Origin of the sequence: Cognatishimia coralii (assembly GCF_037478305.1) — a bacterium.
Taxonomy (GTDB): Bacteria; Pseudomonadota; Alphaproteobacteria; order Rhodobacterales; family Rhodobacteraceae; genus Cognatishimia; species Cognatishimia coralii.
Map to the genome: position 1 here is coordinate 806473 of NZ_JBBGAZ010000001.1, position 17067 is coordinate 823539.

16 protein-coding genes are annotated in these 17067 nt (G+C 57.8%); 3 read left to right on the forward strand and 13 right to left on the reverse strand.

Annotated features, from left to right (window positions below; all coding sequences use genetic code 11):
- Positions 1 to 162 precede the first annotated feature (162 nt).
- From ftsZ to WG622_RS04150, 10 genes are all read right to left on the reverse strand, one after another.
- Positions 163 to 1728 (reverse strand): cell division protein FtsZ, encoded by a 1566-nt coding sequence (gene ftsZ, locus WG622_RS04105; protein ID WP_339402692.1) that lies wholly within the window; start codon positions 1726 to 1728, stop codon positions 163 to 165.
- 369 nt (positions 1729 to 2097) lie between these two features.
- Positions 2098 to 3432, reverse strand: coding sequence for a cell division protein FtsA (ftsA, locus tag WG622_RS04110; protein ID WP_209356612.1), 1335 nt, complete (start codon positions 3430 to 3432; stop codon positions 2098 to 2100).
- Positions 3432 to 4352 carry a cell division protein FtsQ/DivIB gene (locus tag WG622_RS04115; RefSeq protein WP_339402412.1) on the reverse strand — a complete coding sequence of 307 codons (921 nt, stop codon included), beginning with the start codon at positions 4350 to 4352 and terminating at the stop codon, positions 3432 to 3434. The genes ftsA and WG622_RS04115 overlap by 1 nt, the downstream gene beginning before the upstream one ends.
- Entirely contained in the window at positions 4340 to 5260 is a 921-nt protein-coding gene (locus WG622_RS04120) for a D-alanine--D-alanine ligase (RefSeq protein ID WP_339402413.1), read from the reverse strand. The genes WG622_RS04115 and WG622_RS04120 overlap by 13 nt, the downstream gene beginning before the upstream one ends.
- Before the next feature lie 162 nt (positions 5261 to 5422).
- The gene (gene murB, locus WG622_RS04125) at positions 5423 to 6343 is read right to left on the reverse strand and encodes a UDP-N-acetylmuramate dehydrogenase (RefSeq protein WP_339402414.1); all 921 of its coding nucleotides are present in this window, start codon (positions 6341 to 6343) and stop codon (positions 5423 to 5425) included.
- On the reverse strand, positions 6340 to 6648 hold the full coding sequence (locus WG622_RS04130; protein WP_339402415.1) for a hypothetical protein: 309 nt from the start codon (positions 6646 to 6648) through the stop codon (positions 6340 to 6342). The genes murB and WG622_RS04130 overlap by 4 nt, the downstream gene beginning before the upstream one ends.
- Positions 6635 to 6892, reverse strand: coding sequence for a DUF2484 family protein (locus tag WG622_RS04135; protein ID WP_209356617.1), 258 nt, complete (start codon positions 6890 to 6892; stop codon positions 6635 to 6637). The genes WG622_RS04130 and WG622_RS04135 overlap by 14 nt, the downstream gene beginning before the upstream one ends.
- Before the next feature lies 1 nt (position 6893).
- Positions 6894 to 8291 carry a UDP-N-acetylmuramate--L-alanine ligase gene (gene murC, locus WG622_RS04140; RefSeq protein WP_339402416.1) on the reverse strand — a complete coding sequence of 466 codons (1398 nt, stop codon included), beginning with the start codon at positions 8289 to 8291 and terminating at the stop codon, positions 6894 to 6896.
- 1 nt (position 8292) lies between these two features.
- On the reverse strand, positions 8293 to 9390 hold the full coding sequence (locus WG622_RS04145; RefSeq protein ID WP_339402417.1) for a UDP-N-acetylglucosamine--N-acetylmuramyl-(pentapeptide) pyrophosphoryl-undecaprenol N-acetylglucosamine transferase: 1098 nt from the start codon (positions 9388 to 9390) through the stop codon (positions 8293 to 8295).
- Entirely contained in the window at positions 9387 to 10553 is a 1167-nt protein-coding gene (locus tag WG622_RS04150; RefSeq protein ID WP_339402418.1) for a peptidoglycan glycosyltransferase FtsW, read from the reverse strand. Before WG622_RS04150 ends, WG622_RS04145 begins: the two co-directional genes overlap by 4 nt.
- Before the next feature lie 216 nt (positions 10554 to 10769).
- Here WG622_RS04150 and WG622_RS04155 point away from each other — a divergent pair, with 216 nt between their 5' ends.
- Both WG622_RS04155 and WG622_RS04160 read left to right on the forward strand, forming a co-directional pair.
- A complete protein-coding gene (locus tag WG622_RS04155) occupies positions 10770 to 11480 on the forward strand; it encodes a pyridoxamine 5'-phosphate oxidase family protein (protein ID WP_339402419.1) in 711 nt (236 codons plus the stop codon).
- 56 nt (positions 11481 to 11536) lie between these two features.
- Complete coding sequence (locus WG622_RS04160) at positions 11537 to 11896, forward strand: DUF4260 domain-containing protein (protein ID WP_339402420.1); 360 nt, start codon at positions 11537 to 11539, stop codon at positions 11894 to 11896.
- A gap of 48 nt (positions 11897 to 11944) precedes the next feature.
- Here WG622_RS04160 and WG622_RS04165 read toward each other — a convergent pair whose 3' ends face one another.
- Positions 11945 to 13819, reverse strand: a complete 1875-nt coding sequence (locus WG622_RS04165) for a PhoX family protein (RefSeq protein ID WP_339402421.1) — start codon at positions 13817 to 13819, stop codon at positions 11945 to 11947.
- Positions 13820 to 14011: 192 nt separating this feature from the next.
- Between WG622_RS04165 and WG622_RS04170 the strand changes: the two genes are divergently transcribed.
- Positions 14012 to 15190, forward strand: coding sequence for a BaiN/RdsA family NAD(P)/FAD-dependent oxidoreductase (locus WG622_RS04170; protein ID WP_339402422.1), 1179 nt, complete (start codon positions 14012 to 14014; stop codon positions 15188 to 15190).
- Positions 15191 to 15245: 55 nt separating this feature from the next.
- On the opposite strand, the gene murD is transcribed toward WG622_RS04170, so the two are convergent.
- Both murD and WG622_RS04180 read right to left on the reverse strand, forming a co-directional pair.
- Entirely contained in the window at positions 15246 to 16646 is a 1401-nt protein-coding gene (gene murD / locus WG622_RS04175; protein ID WP_339402423.1) for a UDP-N-acetylmuramoyl-L-alanine--D-glutamate ligase, read from the reverse strand.
- Positions 16647 to 16658: 12 nt separating this feature from the next.
- Positions 16659 to 17060: an ACT domain-containing protein gene (locus tag WG622_RS04180; RefSeq protein ID WP_339402424.1), complete on the reverse strand. Its 402-nt coding sequence runs from the start codon at positions 17058 to 17060 to the stop codon at positions 16659 to 16661.
- Positions 17061 to 17067 lie beyond the last annotated feature (7 nt).

The following is a 17067-nucleotide window of genomic DNA, read 5'->3' on the forward strand; positions in this document are numbered from 1 at the left end:
CTCTAAAGGGCGCGGACCGGTGAAACAATTCAAAGATTGCGACGGGTCGAAACATGACATGCGCAGATCGGCATATTTTCGCCAAGACATGCATAAGCATTTAATTTAAAACAAATAAAGCCGCCTAACAAGGCGGCCCTACTTTGTTACAAACTGTAATCTTTAGTTGGCTTGACGCCGCAGGAAGGCTGGAATTTCGATACGATCCTGCTCTTCTTCTTCCATTGGTGCTGGCTGCATTTGCGGCTCTTGGCGCGCGGCCTGAGCGGCGGCGTCCTTGGAATGACCAGTCATGCGACCGATCAAAGAGTTGATACCGAACTTGCGCTCTTCTGGCTGAGGCGCTGGCTCGACTGCAACGATTTTCTCACGTTCCTGTGGTGCGGAAGGCACTTTTGAAACCGCGGTGCGCAGGCGTGCGAGAGCTTCAGGGGACGGCGTGCCCGGTGCTGGCGCTTTTGGCGCGACAAAGGCTTCTGGCTCATCGTCCACATATTCTGCCTGCGGCTGGAACTGCGCGACCTGCGGCTGGTAAGCCGGAGGGGGCAGATCGTCGGTTACGGCTGGAGTCTGCTCTTCGAACAAATCTTCCATCTGGTCCTCAGAGGCCGCTTGTTCTGCATCAAACTCGCTGAACAGTGCAGGCTCTTCTTGCGCGGCTACTGGAGCCGCAGCAACTGGCGCTGGTGCGGGCTCTGGTTCCGCTTGTTTCAGAGGCTCGGACAGTTTGCGGCGCGCCACTGGGGTGTCCATGATGACTTCGCTCGCGTCGATCCCGGTCGCGACGACGGAGACGCGCATGCCACCATCCAAGGACGTGTCCATGGTGGAGCCGACGATGATATTTGCTTCTGGATCAACTTCTTCGCGGATGCGGTTGGCTGCTTCGTCCAGTTCAAACAGGGTAAGATCTTCGCCGCCGGTGATGTTGATCAGCACACCACGCGCGCCACGCAGGCTGATTTCGTCCAGCAGTGGGTTGGCAATGGCTTTTTCCGCCGCCTGGATCGCGCGATCTTCGCCGGTAGCTTCGCCGGTGCCCATCATGGCTTTTCCCATCTCGTCCATCACGGCACGAACGTCTGCAAAGTCGAGGTTGATAAGGCCCGGACGCACCATCAGGTCGGTCACGCCTTTGACGCCCTGATAAAGAACGTCATCGGCCATCGAGAAGGCTTCGGTGAAGGTAGTTTTCTCATTCGCCAGACGGAACAGGTTCTGGTTTGGAATGATGATCAGAGTGTCGACGACCTTCTGAAGCGCCTCAACACCGGCTTCTGCCTGACGCATGCGCTTGGCGCCTTCGAATTGGAATGGCTTGGTGACAACCCCAACGGTCAGAACACCCAGCTCGCGGGCCGCTTGTGCAATAATTGGAGCCGCGCCGGTACCGGTGCCGCCGCCCATGCCCGCGGTGATGAAACACATGTGAGAGCCAGCCAGGTGATCCACGATCTGTTCGATGCTCTCTTCTGCTGCGGCTGCACCCACGGTTGGTCGTGCCCCGGCACCTAGGCCCTCAGTCGCTTTGACACCCAGCTGAACCCGCGCCTTCGCGTCATTCTGTTGCAGCGCCTGTGCGTCTGTGTTCGCGACGACGAAATCGACACCCTCAAGCTCTTTGGCGATCATATTGTTGACCGCGTTGCCGCCTGCCCCGCCAACACCGAACACGGTGATACGTGGTTTGAGGTCTTCCTGCTCCTGGAAGGTCAGATTCAATGCCATCAGAATGTCCGCCTGTCTTGCCCCGAATTTACGGGTGTTTTTCATCTACTCTCTAATAGTCATAGCGTTCACAACGCGCTACGTCACGCCCAAAAGCGGTATCAGCCACAAAATATGGCCAAAATACGACTTAGACCCGCGTGATTTCGCCTAAAATGCAAAATACAGTGGGAATCTGGGGGTTAGGACACAAAAAGAGGGATTGGACGGCCCCGAAAGGGCAGTCAGCGTCTGGTGATTCACAGGTTTGGCGAAGCTGCTCTGCCTGCCAGTAGCGCGTTTTGCGCCGTTATGAGACTCACCTTAGCCGAATCTATCCTTGCTGTCGACGGTCAGTCCTTCTGATGGGGTAGACTATTCATGACGGGCCTACCAATTCGCTTTAAACCACCGAACGGCGCGGCGGAAACTTTTGACGCCGTGATGTTCAACCGGAAGGTCGAAATCCCAGCATTCATCTTGTGGGCGGGTCGCAAAGAGGCACATACCGACCGAAGAGCTGAACCCCGGCCCTGTAGTCGCCTGTGGCAGCCCGTGCACGCGGATCGGACGACCCAGACGCACTTGCTGCCCGAGGATACGGCTTGCCAGCCCATCAAGCCCCGGCATCTGGCTCGCGCCGCCGGTCAGAACGATTTTCTGGCTTGGCAAATGTTCGAACCCGGCGGCATCGAGACGTTTGCGGGCTTCTTCTAGGATCTCTTCGACGCGGGGACGGATGATCCCAATCAGTTCCGCGCGGCTGACCTGACGGCGGTCATGTTCCCAATCGCCCGTCTCGCCATTGATCTCGATCATCTCGCGGTCATCCATGCCGGTGGCCTGAACGCCGCCGTAGAAGGTTTTGATCCGTTCAGCCGTCGCGGCGGGCACCTGAAGCCCCATCGAGATATCGCTGGTCACGTGATCCCCGCCCATGCGCACCGCATCGGCATAGATCATGTGTTTCTTCATAAAGATCGAAATGCTGGTTGAGCCGCCGCCAAGGTCGATACAGGCCGCACCCAGTTCTTGCTCGTCTTCCACGAGGGCCGCCAGACCAGACACATAGGCCGAATTCGCAATGCCCGCGAGTTCCAGATCGCAGCGCTTCACACAATGGGCGAGGTTTGCGACGACCGAGGCATCGACAGTCAGCATATGCATATCACAGCTGAGGTTCTGACCCACCTGCCCGCGCGGATCGCCAAGACCACTGCGATGATCCAGCGCAAAGTTCACCGGATGGGCATGCAGAACCTCGCGCCCTGCCCCGATGTCGGGTGTTTCGCATCTCGAAAGAACATGCGCGACGTCATGTTCAGTAACTTCCTGCGCCATCACCTCAACACGGCCATCCAGACCGTAAGAACGCGGCGACGCGCCGGAGAAACAGGCAATCACATGATCCACACGGATCTGCGCCATCTTTTGGGCCGCTTGCACCGCCGTGCGGATCGCACGCTCCGTTTCCTGCATCGCCGAGATCTCGCCAAAGCGCACGCCTCGAGACCGGGTCGACGCCGCGCCGATCACCCGAAACCCGCTTTGCCCGGCCAGCGGCCCGATACCGTCCATGTCGCCAACTTGATCCACGCCATCAAACCGCAAAACCAGACAGGCGATTTTTGACGATCCAACGTCCAAAATCGCAACAACACCGCGTTGCATCGCGGCTTTTCGCATGGCGCGCATCGCGCGTTGTGATTGATAGAGGTCGCCCATTATTCTTTTACCCCCAAGCTCGTTTTGCGCACATCCCACCAGTTCTCGACAGAATTCTCCGCAACCCTCAACGTCGGCCTATTGCCGATCCGCAGATCGACCACCGACACGTCTCTTTCCAATAAGTCCTGCACCTGCGCCATTGCCACGATGCGCTCTAGCGCCCCGACGGCTCCGTTTTCCGGCAGCATGATGCGTTGATCGCGATCCAGCACGATGTCCCAGCGCCGATCCCCGACCCAGGCCAAGCCGCGCACCCGATCGCCCAAAGGCGCTGCAACTTTCAGCAATTGTAGTGCTTCTTTGGCATGCACATCCGCGCCAACGCCCGCCATCAAGGGCAGATCGCCATGCGCCAAACGCCCCTTTGCAGCAGAAACCACGAACCCTTCGGCATCCACAAGCTGCAAGCCATCCTGCGTGCGCCACAAAAGAACCGGCGTCCGTTCCTCAATCGCGATCTGCAGCACATTGCCATCGATCTTGATCTGAGCCGCTTTGACCGGGGACAGCCCCAAAAGCGTCTCTCGCATCGCGACCACATCGATATCAAAGCTGCTGATCGGGAAGTCTGTGTGCAAAACCTCGCGAATGTCGCCAGCAAGGATTGGCCCTGCACCATCGATGGTCATCGCGCCCACCATGAACTCGGGCCGTTCCACAAAACTGGTGCGCAGATCTTGCAACATAAGGAAGAAGTTATCCGAGCGCTCTTGATCCGCGAAATAGGCATTGACCGCCAAGACCGCCAAAATAAAGGGCGCAACAACGCGCAGAGCAAAGCGAAACAGCGGCGTGAGCATCATCCTCTCGTAGCGATACCAGAACCGCGACGGTGCGGGGTCTGCCTTGGCCGCGCGCGGCTGCGGTTTAGGAGCCGGACGATAATAGCTGGGACGCGACGCAGTTATCTGTTGCATGATGCATCCTCCACCAACCACTTACACAACTCTGGAAAAGAAATACCGACGGCCTGCGCCTGTTCTGGGCTAAGGCTTGTTGGGGTCATGCCGGGCTGCGTGTTAGTCTCAAGCAGAATGAGCCCTGCGAGGCCTTTGTTTTCATCCCAGCGGAAATCGGTGCGGGAAATACCACGACAGCCCAGAACCTGATGGGCTTTCAGAGACATCTCCATACAGGCGTCAAAAATTTCAGAAGGCACTTTGGCAGGCACCTCATGACGAGAGCCCCCTTCTGCGTATTTCGCGTGATAGTCATACCAGCTGTCGGTGATGATATCCGTGACCGTCAAAGCGCGGTCACCCATGACAGTGCAGGTCAGCTCGCGCCCGTCCACATAGTCCTCAACCATCAACTCATCCGGCATATCCGGCGCGAGTGTCGGCGGGCCGTTGGCGGCTTCTTGAACAATATAAACACCGACAGAAGAGCCCTCATTATAAGGCTTCACCACATAGGGTGGCTCCATCATATGGCGGGTTTCAATCTCGTCGCGCTGCGCCAAGAGGCTTGCAGCCACAGGAAGACCAGCGGCGCGGTAGGCCTCTTTGGACTTTTCCTTGTCCATCGCAATAGCGGAACTCATGACGCCGGAATGAGTATAGGGGATCTGCATCCATTCCAGCAGACCCTGCACACAGCCATCCTCGCCCCAGCGACCATGCAAGGCGTTAAAGACAACATCCGGCTTTATTTTCATCAAGTCCTGAGCCAAGTCGCGGTCCGCTACGACCTCGACAACCTCAAAACCTGCTTCCCTCAACGCAGCGGCACATTCTTTACCCGTCGACAGAGACACCTCGCGTTCGGCCGAGGGGCCACCCATCACTACCGCTACCTTTTGGGGTGTTCTGCTCGAACTACCCACGTTAACAGCCTCAATTTTCCGAGCCTTTTTCGGCCCTTGTTTATTGCCCTTTTTAAGGCGATCTCCGCCGCCTCTTAGGGTCTCATGTACGCGCCAGCCCGGTTCTCCGGCACCGACTGATATTTTATGTCCAGATCTTATGCCCGGATCATTGATTGCAAATCAGTCATACTCGCCAATTCGCTTAATTTCCCATTGTAGCTCTATTCCGCTGTTTTCGAAAACCTTTTTTCGCACTTCTTCGCCAAGATTTTCGAGATCCGCCGCCGTCGCGTCGCCGGTATTGATCATAAAGTTGCTGTGTTTCTCGCTCATCTGAGCGCCACCCACCCTGGCCCCGCGCATGCCCGCATCATCAATCACTTTCCACGCCTTTAGGTCGTGCACGTCATCCGCGCGCCCCGTGCTGGAAAAGCCTGCTGGATTGCGGAACGTACTGCCTGCGCTGCGATCTTTGGTCGGCTGCGTGGCGTCACGTTTTTCCAGTTGCGACTGCATGCGGGCGCTCAGCTCCTCAGGGTCGCCGCTGGGGCCTTCGAAGGTGGCTTCCACCAGAACCCAGCCCCCTGGCAGGTCGGATTGGCGGTATTGAAAGTTCAAGTCATCGGCGGTGAGCGTCACAAGTTCTCCGCCCCGGGTCACAGCTTTGGCCGAGACAAAAACATCAGCAATATAAGAACCATAGCAGCCGGCGTTCATGCAAACCGCACCACCGATAGCGCCCGGAATAGTGCGCAGGAAGGTCAGATCCACACCTTGCTCTGCCGCTTTGCGCGCCACATGGGCATCCAGCGCAGCAACGCCTGCTGTCACGCGATTACCCTCAACCTCTATCTGATTAAACCCGCGCCCCATACGGATTACGACGGCCCGAAGACCACCATCGCGAATGATCAGATTGCTGCCCACACCCATCGGAAAAACCGCAACCGACGGATCCAGATCACGCAGAAAGTCCTGCAAATCAGATACATCCTGTGGTTGAAAAAGATAGTCCGCAGGCCCACCGACCCGCAGCCATGTCAGATCCGCCAAAAGGCGGTTTTCGGTGATTTTTCCACGCACTTCTGGCAAGCCACTCATCGCCCTGACCCCCTCGGTTTGATCCGCTCAATTCGCCAGTTCACCGCATAGCCGAGCAAGGCCCCAAGGCCAAGACCGACAAGCGGAGGTAAACAGGCGGTTAACCAAAACAGGAAAAGACGGAAGCTGTCCCAGCCTTCAAGCAGTTCGGCCCAGATGAAGACACCGATGTTCAGACCGCCCAGAAGAGTCGAGATCAAAAGGATGATCCGCCAGGAATCCCGCTGTGTCAGAACGAAGCCCGTGATCCCCAAAAGGATCATCAACGTGCCTCCGATCAGCAGCAGAATTTCAGCTGGCACCATGCCCGACAACCCTCTTTACCCAGCGGCCCAAATAGATCACCGGCCAGCGCATGATCCACATGCCGGCCAGCAGGAAAACACAAGCCAAAAGGATGCCATGCTGCAGGAAAATGCCAATCAAAATCGGCACAGCGATTGCGATCATGACATAGGCAAAGCGCCAGTGCTTATCGCGGCTGGGAAACATGGCGCGCATGTTGACCACGACCATCCAGATAAGGGCTGCGATGACGCTGAGGCTCATGTTAGTCTGCCAATCGTTTTGGAAGCGCATTGGCCCAGGCGCTGATGGTACCAGCGCCAAGACAGACCACCATATCGCCCGGCTGCGCCTGTTCTTTTACGAGGCGCACCAGATCGTCTTCGCTGACAATCGCGCGGGCATGACGGTGGCCGTGTGCAATCAGGCCGTCGACCAGATCGTCGCGCGTGGCGCCTTCGATCAGATCTTCGCCCGCGGCAAAGACTTCGGCGATGGCAACGACGTCAGCCTCGTTAAAACAGGTGCAGAAATCCTCAAAGAGGCTGTGCAGACGGGTATAGCGGTGCGGCTGATGCACGGCGATCACGCGGCCTTCGCTGGCCTGACGCGCGGCCTTCAGCACGGCGGCGATTTCCACCGGATGGTGGCCGTAGTCGTCGATGATCGTGATGCCATCAACTTCGCCCACTTTGGTAAAGCGACGGTTGACGCCTCCGAATTTTGCCAGAGCTTCGCGGATCTCATCCAGCTTCATGCCCAGATGACGCGCCACAGCAACGGCACTTAAGGCATTGGAAACATTGTGATCTCCAGGCATTGGTAGAGTACAGCCCTCGATGACAAGCCCTTCGTTTTGCAGGTGAATGTCGAAATGCGCCACACCTGCCTTATAGGTCGGCTTGGTGGCTCGCACATCCGCTTGCGAATTGAACCCATAGGTCACAACGCGGCGGTCTGTGATCTTTCCGACCAAAGCCTGCACTTCGTTATGATCGGTGCAGCAGACCGCAAGACCGTAGAAGGGGATGTTCGACACGAACTCGTTGAAGCCTGCACGCAACGTATCGAAATCGCCCCAATGCTCCATATGCTCGGGGTCGATATTGGTGACAATCGCAATGGTCGCCGGGAGGCGGTTGAAAGTGCCGTCGGACTCATCGGCTTCAACCACCATCCATTCGCCATCGCCAACTCGCGCATTGGAGCCATAGGCGTGGATGATCCCGCCATTGATCACCGTCGGGTCGTATTTCCCGTGATCGAGCAAAGCGGCGACCATCGTGGTGGTCGTGGTTTTGCCGTGCGTCCCAGCAACGGCGATGTTGGACTTCAGCCGCATCAACTCGGCCAGCATTTCCGCGCGGCGCACGACTGGCAAGCCCTGCCGGCGTGCTTCATCCAGCTCTGCATTCCCGGGCTTGATCGCAGAGGAAATCACAACAACTTCAGCGGCCTCAAGGTTCTCGGCCTTTTGCCCGATAAAGATCGTCGCGCCCATCTCAGCCAACCGCTGCGTGATCTTGCTGTCTTTCAGGTCCGAGCCCTGCACTACATAGCCATGGTTCAACAAAACCTCGGCAATGCCCGACATGCCAATGCCGCCGATGCCGACAAAATGGATCGGGCCAACGTCTCCGGGGAGTTTGGTTGCTGCATTCATATCAAACGTCCTCTTGGGCCAGATCCCGAACCATCGCGACCAAATTCGCCGTCGCGTCCGGCATGCCCATCGCAAGCGCCCCTGCACTCATTTCAACAGCCGCATCCGCGTCGCTTAGGATCGCGGCGATCTGGGCCGTCAGGGTTTCTACATTAAAGGCGGTCTCAGGGATCACAACCGCCCCATCCGCTTCCTCGAGCCCACGCGCATTGGCGCTTTGGTGATCGCCTGTCGCAATCGCCAGAGGGATCAGGATCGACGGCCGACCGATGACGGAGATATCAGCGACAGAAGAGGCCCCTGCCCGCGAAATCACCAGTTGCGCTTCGCTCATGCGCTCGGGGATGTCGGTGAAAAATTCCTGCACATCGGCGGTGATGCCCTGTTCTGCATAAAAGGCAGAGACATTCGCGTGATCCTCGCCCCGCGCCTGATGGCTGACGCGCAGGTGAGATTTGATCTCATCGGGCAGCATCGCAATCGCAGGTGGCACGACCTCCGAAAGGATCCGCGCGCCCTGGCTGCCGCCAATGACGAGGATCGACATCGGGTAGTCTCCGGGTGGGATATAGCCGGCGCCCGCGCGGTCCAGAACAGTTTGGCGCACAGGGTTGCCGGTGTGAATGCCGGTAATCCCCTCGGGCAAAGTTGTTGGCCAAGTACCGCAGGCAATCATGCTGACGCGCTTGGCGAAAGCCTTGTTCACACGCCCCAAAACACCGTTTTGCTCGTGAATCATCCGGGGCAGTTTCAACAACACCGCAGCGCCCATGGCTGGAATGGTCGGATAGCCCCCAAAGCCCACAACCACATCAGGCCGATCGCGACGCAGCTTGACCACCGCACTCAGCACACCGCCTAAAATGCGAAATGGCGCGGCAAGCTTGGCCACAACCCCACCCCGCGCAAAGGTGGCGGAAGAGACCTGTTCGATCTCCACGCCTTCGGGAAAGGCTCCGGTATAGCGCGCGCCACGTGCGTCTGTAGACAGCTTCACGCGCCACCCCTGCGCCAACATGGCTTCGGCTAAAGCTTGCGCCGGGAACATATGGCCCCCGGTGCCTCCTGCTGCCATCAAGAGCAGCGGTTGTTTTGTCATCTAATGTGGCCTCGAAGTATATCGCCAAATTCACCCTGAGCCCGGCTCCGGGTCAGCGCCAGCAACATACCGACTGCGATGCCACCTGCAATAAGAGAAGAGCCGCCATAGCTGACAAACGGCAAAGTCATGCCTTTGGCGGGCAACAATCTGACAGCGACCCCCAGATTGATCATTGCCTGGATACCAAACATCGCGACCAAACCCGTACCCGCAAGACGGATAAACGGATCACGTTCCCGCATCAGGCGCAGCAGAGAGCGCGCTACGATGGTGGCATAAAGCGCGATGATGCAAAGGACCAGCACGAGGCCGTATTCCTCGGCAGCCACGGCAATAATGAAATCAGTATGCGCATCAGGCAGAGACCATTTCACCTGCCCCTCGCCCACCCCGACGCCGAAAAACCCACCCTCGCGGATCGCGTTTGTGGCGTAGCCCAGCTGTGTGGTTGGATCGACATCTGCGGTCAGAAACCCATCAATCCGGCGCGCGAAGTGTTCAGAGGCGTTGTAGGCGATGAATCCGCCAATACAGACAAAGCCCGCCATGGCGACCAGCAGGGTCATCGGGGCTCCGGCGACGAAGTACATGACGCCCCAACCGAACAGGATCAGGCAGGCCTGCCCAAAGTCGGGCTGCATCACCAGCGCGCCCACAATGATCAGTGTCAAAAAGATCGACCAGCTTTTGCCTGGAGGTCCGTTGATCTCTTGGCTCGCGGCAAAAAGCCAAGCCATCACGACCACGTAAACTGGTTTCAGGAATTCAGAGGGCTGCAGGGCCGCAAAGCCCAGCGAATACCAGCGCACGGCGCCTTTGCCGTAATCGGTCCCAAATACCGGCAACAACAACAGCGCCACAAAGGCCATCAAGAAGCCCAAAACGGCCAACCGCCGGATCTCGCGTGGGGATAGCATCGAGACGATGATCATTGTGACCATCGCCCCACCCACGAAAATTCCTTGGCGCAAAACGTAGTGGAAATAGGGAAAGCCGTTTTTCTCGGCCAAAGGCGGGCTTGCCGCCAACCCCAATAACATGCCGATCCCCATCAACCCCAAGACACATGTCAGGGTGATTTTATCAACTGTCCGCCACCATTTCGGAAGAATCGGCTCCACGTCCCGAACTGGGACTCCGCCGTAGACCATTTCTGTCATCAAAGACCTGCCGATTTGCCTGTTTGCGCCCGGTTCTCCGGATCTGAGGCGAAGTGTACCACGAGTTGGGCTTTAAGGGAAGTATGGCGGCACAGTCCTCTTGGCAAAATCGCGCTGTGGTGACGTCCATATTGGTATGGACAGTTTGCACAAAATTGGAACTTTTCCGAAAACCGATTTCAGGTAGCTAGGGGCCAAAACCAACCGGAGCCCCTCATGACTGATCAGCCAAGCTATCCCATCACCCCGACCAATCGCATCAAACGCGCCCATGAGCGCGCGGCCTATGATCACGCGAGCGTCCACGCCATTCTGGATGCCGCCGCGCTATGCCATGTTGCCTATGTGATTGACGACCAACCCTATGCCACGCCGACCATGTTCTGGCGCGAGGGCTCTCGGCTTTACTGGCACGGAAGTGCGGCAAGCCGGATGATCAAAACCATCCGTCAGGGCGTGAAGGCATGCGTGACGGTGACCCATTTTGACGGGCTGGTGATTGCTCGGTCTGGTTTCCATCATTCTGCGAACTACCGGACGGTCATGGCCTTTGGCACCGCGCGCCTGCTCGACGATCCCGATGAAAAATACGCAGCGCAAATTGCCATGGTGGATCGGCTCTTCCCCGGTCGGACAGAAGGATTACGCAAAGTCACGGATCAGGAACTTAAGGCAACGTCATTTATCTACATGGACATCGAAAGCGCGGCGGCCAAGGTTCGGACAGGCACCGTCAAAGACGACGAGGAAGACTACGCCCTGCCCATCCACGCAGAGATCATTCCAATCCACACAACGCTCGGCACGCCAGAACCCTGCCCGCGCAGCCATACCGAGGCCGCACGCGGCGCAGATCTGGACCTCTATTCTGACGGTTCCTCGCTTGAGGGTGCCTTGACCCAGGCCTATGGCGAGACATTTGACTAGGGATTGAAACACACCTGCCCCCTGTCCATATTTTATGCAGATCAAGGGGGGACGCGATGACAGATACAATCCTATGGCAAAGGCTCGAAGGCCTCTTGGTCTTCGTCGTCTCCGTGGTATATTTCGCCAACCTCGACAGCGGCCTGCCGATCTGGGCGGCGGTCCTAATCTTCTTCGCGCCGGATCTGTCCTTCGCCGCCTATGCAGCGGGCCCCAAGGTCGGAGCCTTCGCCTATAACCTCGTCCACGTCTATGCGCTCGGAGCGGTCTTGATCTTCGCAGGTCTTTTGACGGCCAATGTTTTGATGACAGCCATCGGAGCCTTGATGCTGGCACACACCGGCTTTGACCGCGCACTAGGCTATGGGTTGAAGTCCATCAAAGGCTTCAAACACACCCACATGGGCGATCTATGACAAAAGCCCCGCCAAAGCGGGGCTTTCTTTTTCTATTAGAAAAAGGCCTTAGCCGATGACGCCACCGTCGGTGCGCTTCACGGCAACCACGCAAGAGCGCGGCAACGTGCCTGGGCCGTCTGGGAAGTCAGCCGCCGGGTGCTGGATACCAACAAAGGCCGTCCGGCGATCCAGGGACCAGCACAGACCCGTCACTTCACAACGGTTCGGACCGGTCATAAAGCGCACGATCTCACCCGTCGCAGGATCACCGATCAGCATCTGGTTGTTGCCCTGCCCCGCAAAGTCGCCTTCGTTCTTATAATCGCCGTCGGTCTGGATCCACAGCAGGCCTTTGCTGTCAAACTGCATACCGTCCGGGCTGTTGAACATATTGCCCGTGTTGACGTTCGCAGAGCCTGCGCGGTCGTCATCAAATATAGTCGGGTTGCCCGCCATCACATAGAGATCCCATGTGAACTTGGTATCAGTGTGATCGCCATTTACAGGACGCCAGCGCACGATCTGACCGAACTTATTGGCCTCACGCGGGTTTGGACCGCCCACAGGGGTTTCATCCCCACCTGCGTTGGTTTTCAGACCACGGTTCTTGTTGTTGGTCAGCGCGCAATAGGCTTCGACTTTCAGAGGGTTCACAGCCACCCACTCTGGGCGGTCCATCGTGGTCGCACCCACTTTGGAGCCTGCCACACGGGTGTGAATGCAGATCTCCTCGGCGGTCATGCCGGTCGCTTCTGGGGTCAGAGCAATCCATTCACCGCTCAGATCGTCGTTGAATTTCGCCACATAAAGCTGACCGTCGCTCAGCAGACCCTCGGTGCTGCCGCCTTCGACATAAGCGTCCTTGGAGACGAACTTATAAAGGAACTCGCCGCGCTCATCGTCGCCCATATAGACAACCACGCGACCATCTGCGGCCAGAACGGTTTCTGCGTTCTCGTGCTTGAAACGACCCAGAGCAGTGCGTTTCTTTGGCGTCGAGGTCGGATCCGTCGCGTCAATCTCGACGATATAGCCGTGACGGTTTGGTTCGTTGATGTTTTTGCTCAGGTCGAAACGGTCATCAAACTTCTCAAACCCGTAGCGGGACTTGGTTTTGATACCATAGCGCTTGAACTCTGCTGGCAGCTCTTGCTCAGCATCGGCCGAGCCGAAATAGCCGTTAAAGTTCTCTTCGCAGGTCAGGTAGGTGCCCCAAGGGGTCTCGCCATTGCCGCAGTTGTTCCAGGTGCCCAGAACAGTCTTCGCCATTGGGTCCGCATCAGTTTTCAGCAGATCATGGCCAGCAGCCGGACCGGTCAGTTCCATCGGCGTGTCGATGGTGATGCGACGGTTGAACTCAGAGTCCAGAACCACGTCCCAGCCATTCGCGCCCTCTTCGATTTCGAGGATCGAAATACCATGGGCGTTCTTCATTTTCTGAACGTCATCGGCATTGATCGCCTTGCCATCTTCGCGGTTGTTCAGCAGAACTTTGTTTTGAATATACTCGTTGTTCACCGCGAGTATCTGTTTGTCGCCCTTGGCAAAGATCGCCATACCGTCGGTGTTGTCACCAAACGCACGCGCTTGGGTTTCCGCAGTGCCACCGGTCGCTTGGTCCACGTCAGGTGTGCCAGACCACAAAGGCTGACCCCATTTGACCAAAACCTCCCACTCATAGCCCTCAGGCAGAGTGATGGTGTTCGCGGTGGATGTTGGGATCGGGTTAAAGCCAAAACGGTTGGCTGCCTGCGCCTCAGAGGCCAGGAAAGTCGTGCCCATAACGGCCGCGCCAGATCCAAAGGCCACAACACCGCCCAGAAACCCGCGGCGAGACATCGCCGCGTCGACTACGGCATCAAAACCGTTGTCCTCTGGGCGCGGGTCGCGCAGTTCGTCATAGTCATCAAAGGAAAGCTCGTCGATGTCGTGCTCACGCATTGGGAAATCCTTGTCGTTTGCTGGATAATGAGGGCCCTTCCCTAGCGCGCGGCAGGCAACGAATTCGTTGCAGATTTGTATGATCTAGATGACGGTTTATTTGCCGTTTTGTGACGCCAAAAAATCGAGCAAATTGGTTAACAAATTGCTTATCGCTTGACCTTCGCCTCTCGGCTCAGGCATGGGCGTCTCATGCAAGTCAAAACTCTGATCCTTGGTGCCGGAGCCGCCGGAATGATGTGCGCAGCCCATGCGGGGGGTGACACTCTGGTGGTCGATCACGCAAAGGCCCCGGGCGAGAAAATTCGCATCTCGGGGGGCGGACGCTGCAATTTCACCAATATGTACGCAGGGCCCGAAAATTTCCTGAGCGGCAATCCGCATTTCTGCAAAAGCGCGCTCAGCCGGTATACCCAATGGGATTTCATCGACCTCGTCGCGCGCCACGGCATCGCCTATCACGAGAAAACTCTGGGCCAGCTGTTTTGCGATGAATCCTCGAAAGACATCATCCAAATGTTGCTGTCTGAGCTGCGCAACGCAGGCGCGGACCTGTGGCTGAAGACGTCGATCCTGTCGGTCACGCGCAGCGACGGTGTCTTTGAGGTTTCACTCGACAAAGACGGCACAACAATCACCGTCACGGCTCAAAATCTGGTTCTAGCCACCGGAGGCAAATCCATCCCCAAAATGGGCGCAACCGGTCTCGCCTATGACCTGGCGCGTCAATTTGGCCTGAACGTCACCGAAACACGCGCGGGCCTCGTGCCTTTCACATTCTCGGACGGGCGGTTCAAAGCCCTTTCCGGCGTCGCTCTTCCCGTGCAGGCATCGCTCCCATCCACCTCATTTGACGAAGCGCTGCTCTTCACGCACCGAGGCCTATCCGGCCCCTCTGTTCTGCAGATCAGCTCTTACTGGCGCGAAGGCCAGAAGGTTGCCTTTGACCTCTATCCGCAAGGCGGTCTTTACGAGGCCCTGCGTGCCAAACGCACCGAGGATGGGCGCAAAAACCTCTCGACTATTCTGGCGCAATTTATCCCCGCGAAACTCGTTGATTTCCTCGCCAAAGACCTCGCACTCAGCGGCAATATCGCTGATCAATCTGACGCCAAACTGCGCGCCCTCACGGACGCCGTCCACACCTGGCACCTCACCCCCAGCGGCACCGAAGGCTATCGCACTGCTGAAGTCACGCTTGGTGGCATCGACACCGACGCGCTGTCGTCAAAAACCATGGAAGCCAAATCCGTCCCCGGCCTCTACGCCATCGGCGAAGCCGTCGACGTGACGGGTTGGCTTGGAGGATTCAACTTCCAATGGGCCTGGAGCTCGGGCTTTGCGGCCGGCACCGCAATCGCGGCCAGCTAGGCTTTTTCTCTTGCCAAAAATATCCCCGCCGGAGGCATCCCACGCGGGCCACACCCTATGACAGCTGGGCTTTCACAAGCTCTGCAAAGTGATCGCCACGTTTCTCGAAACTGTCGTATTGATCAAAGCTCGCCGCAGCAGGCGCCAGCAAAACCGTCTCGCCTTCTTGCGCCTCGGCCACCGCCTTAGCGACCGCCGTCTCCATATCCGTGCAAACCTCGGCCTCAACCCCGCCCAATTGCATCGCAAAAGTCGCAGCCTCACGCCCAATCACATAGGCCTTCACGACCTCACCCGTGGCCGCCTGCACCGCCTCAAGCCCACCATCCTTCTGCAACCCACCACAGATCCAGCGGATCTTTTTGAAGGCCCCAAGCGCCTTTGCCGCCGCATCCACATTAGTGGCCTTACTGTCATTCACATAGGTCACACCACCCGCCTCAGCGATAATCTGCGAGCGATGCGGCAGACCTGCGAAGCTATGAAATGCCTGCTCTATCACCCGCGGCGCAAGCCCAAGCGCGCGACAGACCGCATAGGCCGCACAGGCGTTCTGATGATTGTGCACACCGGGCAGGCCTTTCACAGACCGCAGATCAATCGAGCCGACCTGCTTGCCCTTGCGATACTCAGACAAGAAGCCCTTCTTGGCAAAGACCTGCCAGCCCGGCCCAGTCAGTTTCTGGTCAACCGACATGCGGATCACGCGGTCGTCCGCCAGGCCTTCAGAGAGCTGATTGGCCAGATACAGCCCCTCATCCTCGTCAATCCCAATCACAGCGCGGTCCGGCCCGCCTTCGGCAAAGAGCCGCCGCTTGGCCGCGAAATAGCCGCCCATGCCAGCATGGCGATCCAGATGATCTGGAGACAGGTTCGTGAAAACTGCAATATCCGGCGTCAGAGATCGTGCGAGATCGGTCTGATAGCTCGACAGCTCCAGCACCACGACCTCGCCATCAATCGCTGGATCAATATCCAGAACACCGCGCCCGATATTGCCTGCGAGCTGACAGGGGCGGTTGGCGGCCTCCAGAACGTGATGGATTAAGGCCGAAGTGGTGGACTTGCCGTTGGATCCGGTCACCGCGACGACTTTGGGCAGCGTGTCGAACTTATCCCAATCCCTTGTCGCGAAGCTGCGGAAAAACAGGCCAATATCATTGTCCACGGCTACACCTGCGGCCAGAGCAGCCTTCACAACAGGATTTGGCGTCGGATAAAGATGCGGAATACCAGGCGAGACAATCAGGCTGGTGATACCCTCAAACGCGCCCTGCTTCGCGAGTTCCTTGATTGCAAAGCCTTCATCCTCCGCCGCCGCGCGCGCGGCTGGGTTGTCGTCCCAACAGATCGGAATCGCTCCTCCCTCGCGCAGCGCGCGGGCCGTCGCAAGACCAGAACGGCCAAGGCCGAGAACGGCGATCTGATGGCCCTTATATCCGACAACAGGTATCATCGGTGCGTCCCCTCACTCTGCGCCCGCGAGCGCCTGTAAAATTGCCAAAGCGCGATCCGCGTCAGTGGCGGGCACAAAAGCATGATCATGGTGATAGGCCGCAACCATGTTGCAGGCAATGCCCGCGTCGGCCAAGGCGCTCGCGACGGCCGCGGTCAGCCCCACCCCATCCAAGGCAGAATGCACCGTCAGCGTGATGCGCCGCATGGGAAGGTCGCTCGCCAATCCCGCGTCTTTAGCAACCTGATCGGTCAAGATCACCGAAAAGCCCTCGTCTTCAACGAAGCTGGCCAAAGCCTGAGATTTCAACGCCTCAAAGCCGTCTGGCAGCACACAAAAATGATAGAGCGCGTCATCCAACACAGGCGCCATGCCTGAAATCATGGCGCGGGTGTCTTTGACGGGCGCGGACACGGGCCTG